The 18833-nt window shown below is 59.7% G+C and carries 8 protein-coding genes; 3 read left to right on the forward strand and 5 right to left on the reverse strand.

The features are described from left to right. Positions 1-435: 435 nt before the first annotated feature. From LUB09_RS23575 to tpx, 5 genes are all read right to left on the reverse strand, one after another. Complete coding sequence (locus LUB09_RS23575) at positions 436-1902, reverse strand: efflux transporter outer membrane subunit (protein WP_209981498.1); 1467 nt, start codon at positions 1900-1902, stop codon at positions 436-438. Then, positions 1899-5006 carry an efflux RND transporter permease subunit gene (locus LUB09_RS23580; protein WP_209981496.1) on the reverse strand — a complete coding sequence of 1036 codons (3108 nt, stop codon included), beginning with the start codon at positions 5004-5006 and terminating at the stop codon, positions 1899-1901. Before LUB09_RS23580 ends, LUB09_RS23575 begins: the two co-directional genes overlap by 4 nt. Further along, the gene (locus LUB09_RS23585; RefSeq protein WP_231423828.1) at positions 5003-8104 is read right to left on the reverse strand and encodes an MdtB/MuxB family multidrug efflux RND transporter permease subunit; all 3102 of its coding nucleotides are present in this window, start codon (positions 8102-8104) and stop codon (positions 5003-5005) included. The genes LUB09_RS23580 and LUB09_RS23585 overlap by 4 nt, the downstream gene beginning before the upstream one ends. Next, complete coding sequence (locus tag LUB09_RS23590; RefSeq protein WP_231423829.1) at positions 8101-9399, reverse strand: MdtA/MuxA family multidrug efflux RND transporter periplasmic adaptor subunit; 1299 nt, start codon at positions 9397-9399, stop codon at positions 8101-8103. The genes LUB09_RS23585 and LUB09_RS23590 overlap by 4 nt, the downstream gene beginning before the upstream one ends. A gap of 232 nt (positions 9400-9631) precedes the next feature. Then, a complete protein-coding gene (gene tpx, locus LUB09_RS23595; protein ID WP_209981489.1) occupies positions 9632-10132 on the reverse strand; it encodes a thiol peroxidase in 501 nt (166 codons plus the stop codon). 158 nt (positions 10133-10290) lie between these two features. Here tpx and LUB09_RS23600 point away from each other — a divergent pair, with 158 nt between their 5' ends. The 3 genes from LUB09_RS23600 (at position 10291) to LUB09_RS23610 (ending at position 18771) form a co-directional block, all read left to right on the forward strand. Then, a complete protein-coding gene (locus LUB09_RS23600) occupies positions 10291-11580 on the forward strand; it encodes a glycosyltransferase (protein WP_231423836.1) in 1290 nt (429 codons plus the stop codon). Between the two features lie 70 nt (positions 11581-11650). Beyond that, entirely contained in the window at positions 11651-12556 is a 906-nt protein-coding gene (locus LUB09_RS23605) for an AraC family transcriptional regulator (RefSeq protein ID WP_231423830.1), read from the forward strand. A 161-nt stretch (positions 12557-12717) separates the two neighbouring features. Next, positions 12718-18771 (forward strand): hypothetical protein, encoded by a 6054-nt coding sequence (locus LUB09_RS23610; RefSeq protein ID WP_231423831.1) that lies wholly within the window; start codon positions 12718-12720, stop codon positions 18769-18771. Positions 18772-18833 lie beyond the last annotated feature (62 nt).

Raw genomic sequence — 18833 nt, forward strand, 5'->3', positions numbered from 1 at the left:
TGGCTGAGTGTCAGTCAGCTTATGGGTAGCTGACCCACTGCTATCGGGAGCAAGCCCCCTCCCACAGTTGATCTCCATTTGTCTGTTGGATATCACACTGCTTTTGATCTGCTTTGCTCTGGCTCTGCTTTGGCTTTTGATCTTGATCTCAAGCGCCCCGTCAACCACGCTGGCCGCACGCAGGCTTGAATCCGTGGGTAACCCGGCAGGACGCCGGGTTAGCCGCACTGGGCCATGGATGGCCCATTGCGGCGGCCCACGGATTCAAGCCTGCGTGCGGGCACACCGAGCCTAAGCGAGGTGCCGAGTGGTGGGGCAAGAGCCCTTTTGGTTACTTTTGGGGCTCTTTTCCAAAAGTGACCCGCCGTAAGGGCGGAACCGCCAGTAGCCATCCCCCAATAACGGCTACACACCCAATAACGGCTATACACCCAATCACTCCCCCCCAGAAGCAGTAACCCCATCCCACCCCCCACCCAGCGCCGCAATCAACTGCACACTCGCCACCAAACGCGTCTGCAGCAACGTCAACACCGTCCGCTCATTACTCAATGCGGTCGCCTGCACCGTCACCACATCCAGATACGCAATCAACCCTGCCTTGTACTGGTTCTGCGTCAACCGCAACGACTCACGCGCGGCGTCCAGCGCTTCGTTGCTGACCACCGCCTCGTCTTCCAGCACCTTGAGCTGCACCATGTAGTTTTCCACTTCACGGAACCCATCCAGCACCGTCTGGCGGTACTTGGCCACGGTCTCGTCGTAGGAGGCCACCGTGCGGTCGACCTCGGCCGAGCGCTGGCCGCCGTCGAACAGGGTCATCGCAAGCTTGGGCCCCACCGACCAGAAGCGGTTCGGCAGGCTGATCCAGTCGGCATAGGTACTGCTGGTATACCCGCCCGCCAGGCTCAGGCTCAAGTCCGGGTAGTAGGCGGCCTTGGCCACGCCGATATTGGCGTTGGCGGCGATCACCGAGCGTTCGGCCGATGCGATGTCCGGGCGGCGTTCGAGCAGTTGCGAAGGCAGGCTCAGCGGGATTTGCGGCAACGCGGGAATGTCCTTGCTCACCGCCAGGTTGAAGTTGGCCGGGGCCTCGCCAACCAGCACGGCGATGGCGTTTTCCAGTTGCGCGCGCTGCCAGATCAGGTCAATCAGGCTGGCCTGGGTGGTCTTGAGCTGGGTTTGTGCCTGGGCGACCGCGTCCTTGCCGGAAATGCCGGCGCGGTATTGGTTTTCGGTCATCTGCAGCGAACGCTGATAGGTGTCCAGCGTGGCTTGCAACAAGCGCGTCTGTTCATCCATCACGCGCAATTGCAGGTAGCTCTGCACCAGCTCCGACTGTTGGCTCAGGCGCATCGCCGCGAGATCCGCAGCGCTGGCTTCGGCGCTGGCCTCGTTGGCTTCCAGGCCTCGGCGCAACTTGCCCCACACGTCCGCCTCCCAGCTCACGCCCAACTGCGCGTTAAGGGTGTCGCGGATACCGCTGCTGGAACTGCTCAGGCTCGCGTTGCTGCTGCCGGTGCCCTGGCTTGCGCGGGTCTTGCCGACGCTCAGGTCGACGCTGGGGTAAAACGCGCCACGGGCGCTGCGCACCAGCGACTGGGCCTGACGGAAACGTGCTTCGGCCTGGGCCACGGTCTGGTTGGAGGTGTTCAGACGCGTCACCAGGTCATTCAATTGGCGGTCGCCGTACAGCTCCCACCAGGCACCACGGGCCAGGGAGTCGCTCGGCGTGGCCTGGCGCCAGCCCTGGGCTTCCTTGAACTGCGCCGGCTCGATCACCTCCGGGCGTTTGTAATCGGGGCCAATGGCACACGCGCTGAGCAACAGGCCGCACAGCAAAAGGCTCGCCACGCGGGACCCACGGAACATGGCGCATTGGGCAAACGTTGAATCGGTCATAGCGCAGAGTCCAGGGCAGCATCGGTACGCACGCCACGCCAGGCGTTGAAACGGTGGCGTGCGCGGTCGAGATAGAGGTAGACCACCGGGGTGGTGTAAAGGGTCAGGACCTGGCTGAACACCAGGCCGCCGATGATGGTCAGGCCCAGCGGATGGCGCATTTCCGCACCGTCGCCGCTGCCCAGCAACAAGGGCAAGGCGCCGAGGATGGCCGCCAGGGTGGTCATCAGAATCGGCCGCAGACGCAGCAGGCAGGCGCTGCGAATCGATTCCAGCGGGCCCAGGCCGTCGTTGCGCTCCAGTTGCAACGCCAGGTCGATCATCAAAATCGCGTTTTTCTTCACCACGCCGATCAGCAGGAACAGCCCGAGCAGGGAGATCAGGCTGAACTCGCCGCCTGTCAGGTAGATGGCGAGCATGGCGCCGACCCCGGCCGACGGCAGCGTCGAAAGAATCGTCAGCGGGTGAATGTAGCTCTCGTACAAAATACCCAGCACCAGGTACACCGCCACCAGCGCGCCGAGGATCATGAACGGCTGGCCTTTCTGCGTGGCGGCAAAGGCGTCGGCGGTGCCGGCCATCTTGGCGATCACGTCTTCGGGCAAGCCGACCTTGGCAATCGCCCGTTCGATCGCGGCCGTGCCCTGCTCCACCGTGACCCCGGGGGCCATGTCGAAGGCAATGTTTTCCGAAGCGAACTGGCCCTCGTGGCTGACCCGGTCATTGGCCAGGCTGTTTTCGTAATGGGCAATGGTCGACAACGGCACCCGTGCGCCATCGGCGGTGATCACCTGCATCTGGTTGAGGGTGATCGGGTCCTGGGCATATTTGGGGTTGACCTCCATCACCACCTGATACTGGTTGAGGCTGTCATAGATGGTGGAAATCTGCCGCTGGCTGTAGGCGTTGTTGAGCACCGCCGTGACCATGTCCATGTCGATGCCCAGGCGCTTGGCCTGGTCACGGTCGACAATCAGCGTGACCTGCGCCGCCCCCCGGCCCTCCCGCGCATCGATGGCGGTCAGCTCCGGCAACGTACGAAAGGCGGCGACCACTTTCGGGTACCACAGCCGCAGCGCGGCAAGATCGCCACTTTGCAGGATGTAGGAATATTGCGCGCTGGTCTGGTCACGACCGCCGCCAAACTGCAGGTCCTGGTCGGCCATCAGGAACAGCCGCCCGCCCGGCACCAGCGGCACGTCCTTGCGCAGGCGCTCGATCACCGCCTGGGCAGACACCTTGCGCTCGGCAATCGGCTTGAGGCGTACCAGCATTACCGCGTTGTTGGTGCCGTTGTTGCCGCCGATAAAGCCGGCCACGCTGAGCACCGCCGGGTCCTTGAGCACTGCCTTGCGGAATGTCTCCATCTTCGGCTGCATCACGCTGAACGACAGGCCGTCGTCACCGCGCACGAAGCCGATCAGCTGGCCGGTGTCCTGCTGAGGCATGAAGGTCTTGGGCACCACCACATACAGCGCGACGTTCACGCCGATGGTCAGCAGCAGGCTGAGCAATGTCAGGCGCCGATGGCGCAGCACCCAGTCCAGGCTGATGGCATAGCCGGCCACCATGCGGTCGTTGACCTTCTGGCTCCAGCGCTGCAGCCCGGTCATGCGGCCCTTGACCTGGGGCTTGAGCCAGCGTGCGCAGAGCATCGGGGTCAGGGTCAGCGAGACGATCAGCGACACAATGATCGCCGCCGACAGGGTGATCGAGAACTCACGAAACAGGCTGGTGACGATGCCGCCCATGAACAGGATGGAAAGGAACACCGCAACCAGCGACACGTTCATCGACAGCAAGGTAAAGCCCACTTCCTGAGCGCCCAGGTACGCTGCCTTCATCGGTGGCACACCGTCGTCGATATGCCGGGAGATGTTCTCCAGCACCACGATGGCATCGTCCACCACCAGGCCGGTGGCGAGGATCAACGCCATCAGTGAAAAATTGTTCAGCGAGAACCCATACAGGTACATCACCGCGAAGGTGCCCACCAGCGACACCGGCACCGCCAGGGTCGGGATCAGCGACGCGCGGAAATTGCCGAGAAACAGGTACACCACCAGGATCACCAGGCCCACCGCGATCAGCAGGGTCATCTCGGCTTCATGCAGGGTGGCGGTGATCACCGGTGAGCGGTCCATGGCCAGGCTGAGCTTGACGCTGGACGGCAACACCGCCTGCAACGCCGGCAACTGCGCCTTGATCTGCCTGACCGTTTCGATGATGTTGGCGCCGGACTGGCGGTTGATCACCAGCAGCACCGCCGAATCGTTGTTGAAGAAGCCACTGTTGTAGCGGTCTTCGACGCCGTCGGTGATCTTCGCCACGTCCGACAGGCGCAGGGCCGCGCCATTCTGGTAGCGAATCAGCAGCGGCTCGTAGTCCTTGGCTTTTTCCAACTGGTCGTTGGCCTGGATCTGCCAGTTGCGCTGGCTGTCTTCCAGCGAGCCCTTGGGCCGGCGCTGGTTGGCATTGGCGATGGTGTTACGCACATCGTCCAGGGCCACGCCGTACTGGTCGAGGGCCTTGGGTTGCAGTTCGATGCGCACCGCCGGCAGCGAACTGCCGCCGATCTGCACTTCGCCCACGCCGGGCACCTGCGACAGGCTTTGCGAGAGGATGGTCGAGGCCAGGTCGTAGAGCTGCCCCTTCTGCAACACGTCCGAGGTCAGCGACAGCACCATGACCGGCGCCTGGGACGGGTTGATCTTCTTGTAGGTGGGCATGCTGCGCATGCCGCTGGGCAGCAGGTTGCGCGACGCGTTGATGGCGGCCTGCACCTCCCTTGCCGCGCCGTTGATATCGCGGTCGGAGTCGAACGCCAAAATCACCCGGGTGGAGCCTTGGCTGGACGAACTGCTCATGGTGGTGATGCCGGCAATCGAGCCGAAGGAACGCTCCAGCGGCGTGGCCACGGTGGACGCCATCACTTCGGGGCTGGCCCCGGGCAGGCTGGCCGACACCACGATCACCGGGAAGTCGATCTGCGGCAAGGGCGACACCGGCAGCAGGTTGAAGCTGACACCGCCCAGCAGCATGATCGCCAGGCTCAGCAGCAGCGTGGCGACCGGCCGGCGAATGAAAGGTCCGGACAGGTTCATGGCTCAACCGGCTCCAGGCGTTGCGGCTCTTTGCGCCAACGCCGTCCCAGACGATCGAAGTACAGGTAGATCACCGGCGTGGTGAACAGCGTCAACACCTGGCTCACCAGCAGGCCACCGACCATCACCAGGCCCAGAGGCTGGCGCAACTCGGCGCCGGAACCGCTGGCGAGCATCAGCGGCACCGCACCGAACAGCGCGGCCAGGGTGGTCATCAGGATCGGCCGGAAACGCAGCAGCGCCGCCTGATAGATCGCCGTCTGCGGGTCAAGGCCCTGGTTGCGTTCGGCGTCGAGGGCGAAGTCGATCATCATGATCGCGTTCTTCTTCACGATACCGATCAGCAAAATGATGCCGATGATCGCGATCATGCCCAGGTCATTACCGCTGAGCAGCAAGGCGAGCAACGCGCCCACCGCTGCCGAGGGCAGAGTCGAGAGGATGGTGATCGGGTGGATATAGCTCTCGTACAACACGCCAAGCACGATGTACATGGTGACCACCGCCGCCAGGATCAGCAGCAGGGTGCTCGACAGCGAAGCCTCGAACGCCTGGGCCGCGCCCTGGAACTGGGTCTGCACGCCCACCGGCATGCCGATGTCCTTCTGCGTCTGGTTGATCAGTTCCACGCCTTTGCCCAGCGCGACGCCCGGGGCCAGGTTGAACGACATCATCACCGCCGGGAACTGACCGATGTGCGCAATCGCCAACTGCGCCTGGCGCTGTTCCACGCGGGCGAGGCTCGACAGCCGCACCTGGCCGCCATCGGTGGTTTTCACGTGGATCTGGTTCAGCGCCTCCGGGCCGAGGGTTTCGCCCGACTGGGCCTGCAATACCACACGGTACTGGCTGGCCTGGGTGTAGATGGTCGAGATCTGCCGCTGGCCGAAGGCGTCGTACAGCGCATCGGTAATGGTCGACACGCTGACCCCCAGGCGCGAGGCCGCATCGCGGTCGATCACCAGATACACCTGCAGGCCCTTGTCCTGCAGGTCGCTGGCGACGTCGGTCAACTCCGGCAACTGACTGAGGGCCTGCACCAGCTTGCCGCTCCACAGCGCCAGCAGCTCGGCGTCCGGGGACGACATGCTGAACTGGTATTGGGTGCGACTGACGCGGTCTTCGATGGTCAGGTCCTGCACCGGTTGCATGAACAGGCGAATGCCCACCAGCTTGTCGATCTGCGGTTGCAGGCGTGCGATCACCTCGGTCGCGCTCAGGTCACGTGCGGCGTGGGGCTTGAGGTTGATCAGCAAACGGCCACTGTTGAGCGTGGCGTTGTCACCGTCCACGCCGATATAGGACGACAGGCTTTCTACGGAGGGGTCGGCCAGGATGATTTTGGCCAGTTCCTGTTGGCGCTGGCTCATGGCGGCAAACGAAATCGACTGCGGCGCCTCGGAAACACCCTGGATCACCCCGGTGTCCTGCACCGGGAAAAAGCCCTTGGGCACCACCAAGTACAGCACCACGGTGAGGCCCAGGGTCGCGATGGCCACCAGCAGGGTCAGCGGCTGGTGCCTGAGCACCCATTGCAGCATGCGCGCGTAGCCGTTGATCAGCCAATCGATCCAGGCGCCGCTGGCCTTGTAGAAGCGGCTTTGCTCCGCTTCCTCGGGCTCGCGCTTGAGCAAGCGCGCGCACATCATCGGCGTGAGGGTGAGCGAGACCACCAGGGAGATCAGGATTGCCACCGCCAGGGTGATGGCGAACTCGCGAAACAGCCGCCCCACCACATCCGCCATGAACAGCAGCGGAATCAACACGGCGATCAGCGACAGCGTCAGGGAAATCAGGGTGAAGCCGATCTGCCGCGCGCCCTTGAGCGCTGCCGCCATGGGCGTCTCCCCTTCCTCGATATAGCGCGCGATGTTTTCCAGCATCACGATGGCATCGTCCACCACGAAACCGGTGGCGATGGTCAGGGCCATCAGCGTCAGGTTGTTGATGGAGAACCCGGCCAGGTACATCACGCCAAAGGTGCCCACCAGTGAAAGTGGCACGGCGATCGACGGAATAATGGTCGCACTGACCCGGCGCAGGAACAGGAACGTGACCATCACCACCAGGGCAATGGCAATCAGCAATTCGTGCTGCACATCGGTGACCGAGGCGCGAATGGTCTGGGTGCGGTCGGTGAGCACGGCCACATCCAGGCCGGCCGGCAGGTTGTCGGTGATGCTCGGCAGCAGCGCCTTGATGCGGTCGACCACCTCGATGACGTTGGCGCCCGGCTGGCGCTGGATATTGAGCAGCACAGCCTGGTTTTCATTGGCCCAGGCGGCAAGGCGTTCGTTTTCGGCGCCGTCGACGATCTGCGCCACATCCTTGAGACGCAACGGCGCGCCATTGTTGTAGGCGAGGATCAGCTCGGCGTATTGCTGGGGCGAGACCAGTTGATCGTTGGCGTCGAGCATCGACACCCGCGTGGGACCGTCGAAGTTACCCTTGGGCTGGTTGACGTTGGACGCGGCGATCAGGGTGCGCACGTCCGACAGGTTCAGGCCATTGGCTGCCAGAGCCTCGGGGTTGACCTTGATGCGCACGGCCTGACGCTGGCCGCCGGCGATGCTGACCATGCCGACGCCGCTGATCTGCGCGATCTTTTGCGCCATGCGGGTGTCGACCAGGTCATTGAGCTTGGGCAGCAGCATGGTTTTGGAGGTGATTGCCAGGGTCAGCACCGGGGTGTCCGCCGGGTTGACCTTGTTGTACACCGGCGGCGCCGGCAGGTCCTTGGGCAACAGGTTGGTGGCGGCGTTGATGGCGGCCTGCACCTGTTGCTCGGCGACGTCCATGTTGATGTCGAGGTTGAAGCGCAGGGTCAGCACCGAGGCGCCGCCTGAGCTGGTCGACGCCATCTGCGTAAGGCCGGGCATTTGCCCGAACTGGCGCTCAAGCGGCGCGGTGACCGCGCTGGTCATTACGTCGGGGCTGGCGCCGGGGTACAGGGTCATCACCCGGATCGTCGGGTAATCCACCTGGGGCAACGCCGATACCGGCAGCAGCCGGTACGCGATGATGCCGGCCAGGACAATGGCCAGCATGCTCAGCGTGGTGGCGACCGGGCGAAGAATAAACAGCCGCGACAGGTTCATGAACCGACCTTTTGCGCCTTGCCGGCGTTAACGCCGCTCTCGGTTTTGGCCGCAGGTTTGCCTTGCAGGTGTTCGGTCGGGGTGGTGGGCACTTCGGCACTGTCGTTGACCACTTCGATTTCGCTGCCGTCCTTGAGCCGGTCGGTGCCTTCCATGACCACGCGGTCGCCAGCCTTCAGGCCCTCTTTGATCACGGTGTTGTCGCCGTCGGTATCGCCGACTACCAGCGGCTGAACCTTGACCTTCCGGTCGCCATCGAGCACGTAGACGAAGGTGCCGTTGTTGCCGAACTGGATCGCGGCGGACGGCGCCAGCACCACGTCACGCAGGGTATCGGCCAGCAGGTGCACGTTGACGAACTGGTTGGGAAACAGTGCCTGATCCTTGTTATCGAAGCGTGCCTTGAATTTCAGGGTGCCGGTGGTGACGTCGATCTGGTTGTCCAGGCTTTGCAGTACGCCGACGGCCTGTTTATTCGCGTCGCCACGGTCCCAGGCCTCAACCGGCAGTTTGTTGCCGGCGTGGTAACGGGCGAGCACGGTGTCCAGGGTGTTTTCCGGCAGGGTAAAAGCCACGCTGATCGGCTGGGTCTGGGTGATCACGGCCAGGGCGGTCGTGTCGTTGGCGGCGACGAGGTTGCCGACGTCCAGCTGACGCAGGCCAACGCGGCCGGCAATCGGTGCGCGGATTTTGGTGAATTCGAGATTGAGCTTCGCGTCATCCACCGCGCCCTGGTTGGTCTTGACCGTGCCCTGGTATTGCAGGACCAGCGCTTCGGCGGTGTCCAGCGTCTGCTTGGCGATGCTGTCCTGCTTGTACAGGTCGCGATAACGCTGCACATCAACCTGGGCGTTTTTCAACTGCGCCTGGTTCTGCAGCAGCGTGCCCTGGGCCTGGAGCAAGGCGTTCTGGTAGCTGCGCGGATCTATTTCCGCCAGCAGGTCGCCAGCCTTGACCATCTGCCCCTCTTCAAAGGCGATCTTGACCAGCTCCCCACCGACCCGGCTGCGTACATTGATGGTGTTGAGCGCGGTGACCGTACCCAACGCCTTGTAGTACACCGGGAACTCCCCCAGCACCGCCGGCGCCACACGCACCGGCACCGGCCCGGTGGACCCGCCGAAGCCCGGGCGGGCCATGCCGGTTTTGCCGGTGTGCCCCGCCGCCGCGTCCTTGTGGGCGCTACTGCCGGGCCAGAATTTCCAGCACAGGCCGGCGATAACCAGCAGCACAAGCAGGCCGAGCAGCCAGCGGCGGGAGTTGCGGGGGGAGGATTGCATGGAGTGATCAACCATTGGGCGCGAGAGCTTCTTCTTTGGGAGGCTGAAAGATAAGCACTGGGGCAGTTTAAGAAAAGCGCCTTTACCGGCTATTTACCTTGGGCTTACAGGTTTCAACCGTTGCAGCTTAGTTCAAATGCTATTTCGCTAAGCCGCTGAAGCTCAAATAAAAACGGCCTGGACGAGGCCAGGCCGCAAGCATGTATCAGGCGTATTACTGCAAGATCGCAGTAATGTACCGAAACAGTTACTTCAAAACAGCCAGGGCGGCTTCGTAGTTTGGCTCCTGGCCAATTTCAGCCACCAGCTCGCTGTGCAGCACTGTGTCGTTTTCGTCCAGCACTACCACGGCGCGGGCGGTCAGGCTGCGCAGTGGGCCGTCGGTGATATCGACACCGTAGTCCTGGGAGAAGGCAGCGCTGCGGAAATCCGACAGGCTTTTCACGTTTTCCAGGCCTTCGGAACCGCAGAAACGCGCCTGGGCGAACGGCAGGTCGGAGGAAATGCACAGCACCACAGTGTTGCTCAGCTCGTTGGCCTGGGCATTGAACTTGCGCACCGAGGTGGCGCAGGTCGGGGTATCGACGCTTGGGAAGATATTCAACACTTTGCGCTTGCCGGCGAAGGAAGCCAGGGTGGCATCCGACAGGTCACCGGCGGTCAGGGTAAAGTCGGGAGCCTGGGAACCGGCCTGTGGCAGTTCGCCTTCAACCTGGACAGGGTTACCTTTGAGAGTGACTTGAGCCATGAACGAAATCCTTATACGGGTTTGATGAAACGAATTCGAGAGGCCGAAGTTAACCACAAAGTGCCGCCGCTACCTACCCCGCAGGCAAATTGTCATCACCCCGGGTTGTGGTTTAATTGCACGCTTTTTGCCCGCCCCTTTTCAGGAACCCGCCCTTGATAAATCAGCCCTCCACCAAAGTCCTGGTTATTGGTTACGTCTGGCCGGAACCCCGTTCCTCGGCGGCAGGCGGGCATATGATGCAGATTCTTGAGACGTTTCTCACCCAAGGTTGGGACATTACCTTTAGCAGTCCGGCCGCACTCGGCGAGCATAAGGCCGACTTGTCGACGCTGGGCATTGCCGAATGCGCCATCGAACTCAATAACAGCAGTTTCGATGAGTTTATCCGTGAGCTGGCCCCGGATATCGTGCTGTTCGACCGTTTCATGATGGAAGAGCAATTCGGCTGGCGCGTGGAAAAGTGCTGCCCCGGCGCGCTGCGCGTGCTGGAAACCTCGGACCTGCAAAGCCTGCGCGACGCACGTCACCAGCGTTTCAAGGAGCACGCAAAAGCGCATTCCGACAGTGACGACTTCACTGCTCTGTTCGCCCCTGCGCTGAGGGACGAATTCCAGCGCATGGCTGACACGGACCTCGCAAAACGCGAAATCGCTGCCATTTATCGCTGCGATATCAGCCTGATGATTTCCGACGTGGAAATCCGCCTGCTCACCGAGCAATTCAAGGTGCCAGCCGCCCTGCTCCACTGGTGCCCGCTGATGATGCAGCCGCCCACCGCCGCCTTTGCGCCCTTTGAAGACCGCGCGCATTTTCTCAGCATCGGCAACTTTCGCCACGCCCCCAACTGGGATGCCGTGCTGTGGATGAAGAGCAGCATCTGGCCGCTGATCCGCCAGCAACTGCCGGGCGTCCAATTGCACATCTATGGCGCTTACACACCACCCAAGGCCACTGCCCTGCACGACCCGGCGCAGGGTTTTCATGTGCTGAACTGGGCCGAAGATGCGCTGCAGGTGATGAGCGCCGCGCGCATCTGCCTGGCGCCGCTACGCTTCGGCGCGGGGATAAAAGGCAAACTGGCCGACGCCATGCTGTGTGGCACACCCAACGTCACCACGCCCATCGGTGCCGAAGCCATGGGCGATGAACAGCCCTGGCCCGGCATGATCGAACACGGAGCCCAGGCGCTCGCCGCCGCCGCCGTCGCCCTTTATCAGGGCCGTGAGCGCTGGACCCAGGCCCAGGAACAGGGTCGCCAACTGCTCGCCCGCCGCTATGACCAGCGCATCCACGGCCCGGCGCTGGTGCAATGCCTGGAAAACTGCCGCATCCACCTCGCCAGCCACCGCCGCAACAACTTCACCGGCAGCATGCTGCGTCACCATGCCCACAAGAGCACGCAGTACATGTCGCAGTGGATCGAGGCAAAAAACCGCGCCCTATGAGGCCGGCGCTGGCGAGGTGGTGCGTGAGGAGGCATTATCTGTGCAGCAATCACAATAAAGCGACGGCGCCATGACCCGAGCAACGCGAGTTACCGACCCTTCCTACGAACTGATGGACGATCACAACGGTCTGTCCATCATCTATCGCCAGCACGGTTTCCCCTGCCCGCTGGTGCGCTGGCATTTCCACAAGGAATACGAGCTGCACTTGATCGTTGCCAGCTCGGGCAAGGTGTTTATCGGTGACTACATCGGCAACTTCTACCCGGAAAGCCTGTTTCTCACCGGCCCCAACCTGCCCCACAACTGGATCAGCCAGGTGGAAGAAGACGAAGTGGTGCCCAAGCGCGACATGCTGGTGAACTTCACCGATGAATTATTCGAACACGGCAGCCATGTCTTCGCCGAACTCAAACGCCTGGAACCGTTGCTGGAGCGCGCACAGTACGGCATCGAATTTCGCTGCAAAAAAACCATCGCACTGGCCATGGGCCTGATGCAGCGCATTGAGGAAACCCAGGGCATCGCGCGACTGGGGCACTTCTTCATCCTGATGGAGGCGCTGAGCACGTGTGAGGATTATCAATTGCTCTCGGGCGCCACCACGCCGCAATTGGCCGACGAACACAACATTGACCGCACCAACCGCGCGGTGGATTACATTTTTGCTCACTACGCACGGGAGTTGCCGCTGGAGGAAGTGGCGGACTACCTGGGGATGAAGCCCACCTACTTCTCAAGAGTGTTCAAGCAGGCGACGGGCCGTACCTTTGTCGAATTTGTTAACCGTTTACGCATCAGCAAATCCTGCGAGTTGCTGGCTGACGGAGAGAAGGCGGTGACGGATGTGTGTTTCGAATCGGGGTTCAATAACATTTCCAACTTCAACCGGCGTTTTCAACAGCTCAAGGGCATGACGCCCTCCCACTATAGGCGGTTGGCGGTGCAGCGGTTGACCGAGCAGAACCTCGCCTGACATTGACCGCACCCACCTCCGTGCAGGCACGATCAAAAAATGGCTACATTGCCTGTCACACATGCCTAGTGAACGCCATTAGTCCTCCAGCCACTCAGCAACAACATCACCGCTCTCCCTAGCAGGTGATATTTTTCTGACAGCCGGTTCAAGGATAGGCAATGATCATTAGCGCGCAAAAACTTCCTGCCCTCCACACACAGCCCCCTCACCCGGCTGAGAGCGCCCCAAGGGTGCCGCTTGCCGACGCTGCCACGCTCAGCGCGGCGAACATGCGCCCTGCCTTGCGAACGCGCAGAGACCTGCAGGGTTCAACGCCTGCTTCCAACCCGCGCCAAGAGAAAATCAACCAATTCGCCGGCGCCCTGGTTGAGCGTGGTGACCGCCAACTGGCCGCCGATATTGCCAATGGCCTGATCCGCGAAAAGCTCGACAAAAACGCATCTGTTGATTCCGAGCAGATAGCAATCCCAAATGACTCCACTTTCCGTCAGCGCTGGAGCGAACTTGCGAACGCACTGCACTCGGAGCCGTTCAAATCGTTTGCGCAGGCCAATGATATTGACCTCAACACCATCATGATCGATAAAACAGGGAGTTTGATTGCCCTCAAAAAGGGCACTTACTATGACATCTACTCACGGACGGATGACGGTTGGGCGCGTGCTTCGGTGGACGTTCTGGCGGCAGTAGAAAAACTATCCATTTGGGACCTGATCAACTTCTCTGACAAGGATTTCGTGTCCCTCAGAAACCTGATCGCGTTTTACGATTTGCCTCGATCCACTACCGGTGATGACGTGCTGCCTATCATCGAAAAACTGTTGAAAGGCACCTTCCCAGAGCCGGACAAATCCGACAAGCATTACACGCAGCTTGTTGCCAAGCGCGACCAGCAAAAAAAAGAGGCCCGCCAAGCGATCGCAGACTTACCGCCGCATCAACTGAACCAACGCCTGGCCGAGTTCGCGCCGTTAACGGCAGCAGAAAGAGTAAAATGCGCTGACAAAGAGCTGGCGGTGCTATGCAGTCAGGCATTGATTAAGCTGTTGCCGGAACCGCGTAGCACACACATGGGGCTGTCGGCCTCTGAGATTATCCTCAACGAAATTCCGGAATATTCGACATTTAACCAGGCGCGCGCGCACCTTTTAAAAGCGCTGAGCAGCGACGTTTTTACAACCTTTTTAAAAAACAACAACATCACTGCTTCCAGCGTCAGATTCCTTCCAGACAGCGGGGAATTGACAGGCAACGTCGAAGGCAAGGACAAGACCTTCACCTTGAACGATGTTTCGGATTGGCATGATATCTGGGAAGAAATCAAGAACGCCGTCCAACAAATGGCAGGCGGCTCTGGCGCTGCCGTTGAATATCCGGCCGCATCTGCATCATTGGACGAAGTGATGCGGTTTTACAACGAGCCGGTCCCTGAACGACAAGGTTCAACACAACAGCCTGTGGTGAGCGTCCTGCGCCGAATAGCAGAGATGTCCCAAAACAAAGGTTTCAAAGCATTGGTGGACACAACCGCCAACGATGCGGCGTCCCAGGTTGTGCGCAAGCGACAGCAGGCAGTGAGCAATCAACTCTCTGACACGTCCATCAAGCCATCCAGGCTTGAAGCTCTGGCGCAAGCGATTAAATCCAGTGACGCTGACTCAGTGGAAACAGGAGCAGAAAGCGCCGAAAGCGCACTGGCCATCGCCATGTACCGCGCAATGCTCGCAGTGAAGGCCGATCCCACCCAAGCCTCCAACAAAGTCATCGATTCGATACCGCACGACAGTCTGTTCGGACAATGGTGGGATTACCTTGGCAAGGCGCTGAACGCACGCGGGTTCATCGAGTGGGCCCGCGAACAGAAAGTGGACTTGGCGTCCCTGCGCTATGCCCCCTCGGACCGGGCGCTGGTCGGCAAGGTCAATGGCATAGACCGGCGTTACACCGCCAATGATTTTGCGGAAAAATACCCTGGGTATTTTGACGTGCTCACGCCAGTGTTGAATGCCGCAGCGCCCTTCGCAACACGTGGAGCAGAAATGAAGCTGCCGGGAACCATCAGCGCCAATGCACCGTTTGAATCGGTGTGCAATTTTTATGGTATCAGCACCCACTACAGCGGTCCGGCCTTCGTACAACAAACGCAGATGATGGGGCGAACACAACAGTTCCCTACGCCTGTTGAAGACACGGATCGAATCGTGAACGATTTGATCCGAAAAAAAACAGCGTTGGGGGACAGCAATGATCGATACGCCCTCATTGGTGAGCTTAAACGCCTCAATGCGGAGGACACCTCGACATGGATCAATAGCGATCCTGATTCGTCGCATCAGCCTAAGGGTGCCAGAACTCTTCGGCAGTTTCTTCGAGACAACAAATGGAACGACGTCACGTCGACTCAGCAGACCGAAAACCTGTTAAAGGCGTTGCAAACGCCCGTCCCTCAATCACCGGCCTTGGGCAACCTCTGGGGGTTTCTCTCCACCGACCTCCCCCTCAGCGTTAAACAGCGCAGCAAGGTGGCGGAGTTTGTGAAAGACAATATCGGCCAGCACGACAGCCTTTGGAGCTACTTAAGCGCCGGTATCACTGGTCTCAGTGCCCAACCTGACAAAGCACTGGAACGGATATTGTCCAGTGATAAAGCCGTCGAATTTGCCGCGAAGCTGGAAATCGACATGCAGGGGCGCACGACCACGACCAGCCTGAAGCAGTGGCTGTTGACAGCCCTGGTGCTGGAGCTCGATCCGAAGGCGGGCTCTGCGCGCAATAAGGTTGCAGACTTCCACTTCATGCACGCTGATAACTGGGGACTTCACCCCAACGAAATCAGCCAGCGTTTCGATAAACACTTGATTGACACCGGTAAGGTACCCGCGGCACTTGCCCCGATCGCCTCGCATTTGCTGAAGTCAGGTATGGCGCCACAGTTTGTACGCAAAGACCTGCCGTCAGCGGCGACGCTGGGCTCCTCCGAGTTTGCCATCTACACGATGGGGGTAAATCTGGTCGAACAGATAGCCCCCGGTGCAGCCACCGGCATGAGCGATGAACAGATCACCCGGTTTATCGGGATTGATCCCATTTCAGCTGATGAGACCCAACAACGCGCCATGGCCGGGATGAATCCGGTGATGGATTGGGCTATCTGCAACGGTCATGTCGTGAAGAGTGACAAGGATGAATACACCCTGGAACAAATGGCAACCGCGCAAAAATCCCTGAATAAACAGACCACTGAAGTGGCTGCCGCCAGCAAGTTTCTGGGTACCGTCAAGGCGCCCAGCAGGCGGGCGATGGCCCTTGAAGCGTTGCGGGCAAAATTTGGTTCCACTATCGATTTCGAGAATACGTACGTACGGGAGAGGGTCGGCAAGATATTTTCCGGCGTTAAAGCGAGCATTGCCGCAGTGTATGAGTCCGGCCGTCTGGGTGATCAGTGGGATCCGGAAAAGCCCGGGGTGGACGTCGAGAACCTGCGCAGGCACGCCTCTGAATTACCGGTCATAAAAGAGCAATTTAATAACGCTATCGAACAGGACTATACGCAGCGCAGGACCCACAGTATTTCGCAACTCAAGGATATGCTCAGCAAACTGCCATTGCCGATTCGCGTTGCCTTGAAGAATGGCGGAATGAACCTGTACGCCGTGGGAAATACCGGCGGTATCGTGCTGGATGTCGATCACTACGGAAAGCAGTACACGCTCGCCGTCTACCCGGGCGCTGGAAAAATAATACAAATCCCGGCTATAGACCGTTCGGTGCTTCACGGCAAAGCCGGCAGCGTAACCATCGACTTGAAGGCCTTCCAAAGTGGCGCAGAGCCAAAACCTGAACTCACCCCCAACGTCGTCTTGACGCCCCTGCACGTTGTCGACCCCAATGTTTATGAAGGGGGCAGGCGACTTTTGTTTGCAGAGCAGGCGGGCACTACGCCCGCCAACTACGAAAGTATCAGGTTCCAACACGTGGCCGAAGTGCTGGTTGACACGGCCTACCTGAACAAGGCCAATTTCACCAACAAACAACGTGGGTTCAACCCTGTGGACAATGCCGTCGAGCCCAGTGATGTCTTCCTGGGCTTCATGAAAGTAGTACCCGGCGGCTCAAGTATTCTGGACCTTTACAACGGCGATTATAAGAAAGCGGTATACGACCTGGGCGTCGACATCGTCATGTATGCAGCCACGGAAGGTGCAGGCAAACTCTGGTCACTGCTCAAATCGGGTACAGGCTGGGCGGCGGTCAAGGTGTCTGCCAAATTCATTGAGAAGTTCGGCGCCAAAGAAGGTGAAGATCTTGTGATCAGAGACCTTACAGCCAACAGTACCTCACAGACGCTCCTTTCAACCAGTCGACTGCAGCAAAGCCATCTGGCGGAACTGGGCGACGGGAAGTTTGTGCAGCCGTCCAACATGGAAGACGGTGTCGTCATAAGCTCCGATACACCCCCACACACCAAAGTGACGGCAATTTTCCAGGAAGGTAACTGGTACGCCTACGACAGCAAAACAGCACAAGCCTATGGGCCGGCGCTGAAAGGGTTCGTGTCCGACACAACATCACTCGTGCAAAAAGAAACCTTTTCAGACGGCACCTCAGCGCTGGTAGCGCAAAAATCATTGGCCGAAGACGCCTTTACCCTCCCGCGCGTCAATGGCTTTGACCTGATCAACGAGGGCAAGGTCTACCGTTACGATACCCACGCGCCTGGTGTATTGACTGACCTGGAATCGGCCGATCACTTTAAACCGCTCGAAGGTTTCGAGGCGATCTGCCGAGCCCCGACAGGGCTCACTGGCCGATTCAGGCGCGGTGCCAATGACACCTGTTTCTCCAAGATCATCGACAACGTATCCAGTGAGTTGACCCAGGAACTGCAGGCGCTTGAGCACGTGCGGCTGTTCCCCTCGGAACCGAAGCTGTTCAAAAAGAATCAATTCGTCATTTTCGAGCGACGTCGGTTTAAGTTGGTTGAAGGTGAAATGGGTCCCCAACTGATGCCCGTCCTTGATAAAAAACGCATCACCTACAAGGACATTGTCAAAGGCACGATCACGCAGGATCCACAGTTCGGCTTTTACAGTGCGCAACCCAGTGACGCGTTGGCGCGGGAAAGCCGGGTGGTGAAGCTCAACAGCATCAGCACGGCGTGCGATGACAAGCGCGAGTTGCGAGGTATCGTGGTTAAGGACTCGATCACCGGCAGTACCAATCAATACTTGGTGATCGAAGCGGATATCGGCGAGTTTTACGTTGCGACATTAAACAAAGCGCCTGGCGACGAACTGACCTTTATAAAATGCACACCCAGAGAATTACCGTTGGTCAGGAGCTATAAGGCTAAGCTCAACATACGCCAAGGCGTTTCCCACGTTCCCATTGATCACGATTTTATTGCCTTGCCGAAACTCGATATGGCGTTTCAAGCGCTGGAGCGTTCTGGCTATACGAGACAGGAAGTCGATGAGCTAAAAGTCTATTGTAAAGAGATGACCCCGGAACAGCAGCGTGAAGTCGTTTATCAACTGCAACGGCACGACGCGATCGGTAAAGCCGACATCGCTCTAAGGCCGATACAAGTGGCCGCATTGGATAAACCTGCTGACTTCGCAACCAGAACGGTGGAACAGCAGAACAAATTCTATGCAGAGCAAGCCAAATCCAATGTCAATCTTGGAATGAAAGCCACAGGGCTGGGACCCGGCAATCAAGTGCGGTCCACGGCGGATAAGGCGCGTGCGCAAGCCGCATTACAGACCCTCAGTTGGATACGTAATACTGCGGAGAGCCACGCGCCAAATCGCGCCAATCTCGTGCTTAAAACCGGGGCTGGCAACTGCGGAGAAATGGCGATTTTGTCCAAGGACATTATTAATAAGAGCGGCGGTAGAGCCTATGAATGGTATGCATCGGACGCTCACGCGTTCACGGTGGTGGGTGGACCCTCAACGCTACCATCAGGGACCGTCGACTTTTCCGAGCAAGCCTGGAACGACGCCTGGATCGTGGACCCATGGACCGATATTGCCTGTCCCGCTCGCGAATACACGCAGAACCTCAAGAAAGTCATGGCCCAGTGGGAAGGTAAAAATATAAAGATATTGGAGGGAGAGGCATTAATCAGCCCGTTGAATAAAAACTGGATGGAAAATCTCATAACGAAACCAAAAAATCCCTTTCCTCACGGGTATAACCGTTCCTGAACACCCTGCACAGGAACAAGCGCGCCGTCACCGTGTGATCGGCGCGCTTTGCCCAAGCCTAA

This window comes from Pseudomonas sp. Leaf59, from assembly GCF_920984685.1.
In the GTDB taxonomy this organism is placed as follows: Bacteria; Pseudomonadota; Gammaproteobacteria; order Pseudomonadales; family Pseudomonadaceae; genus Aquipseudomonas.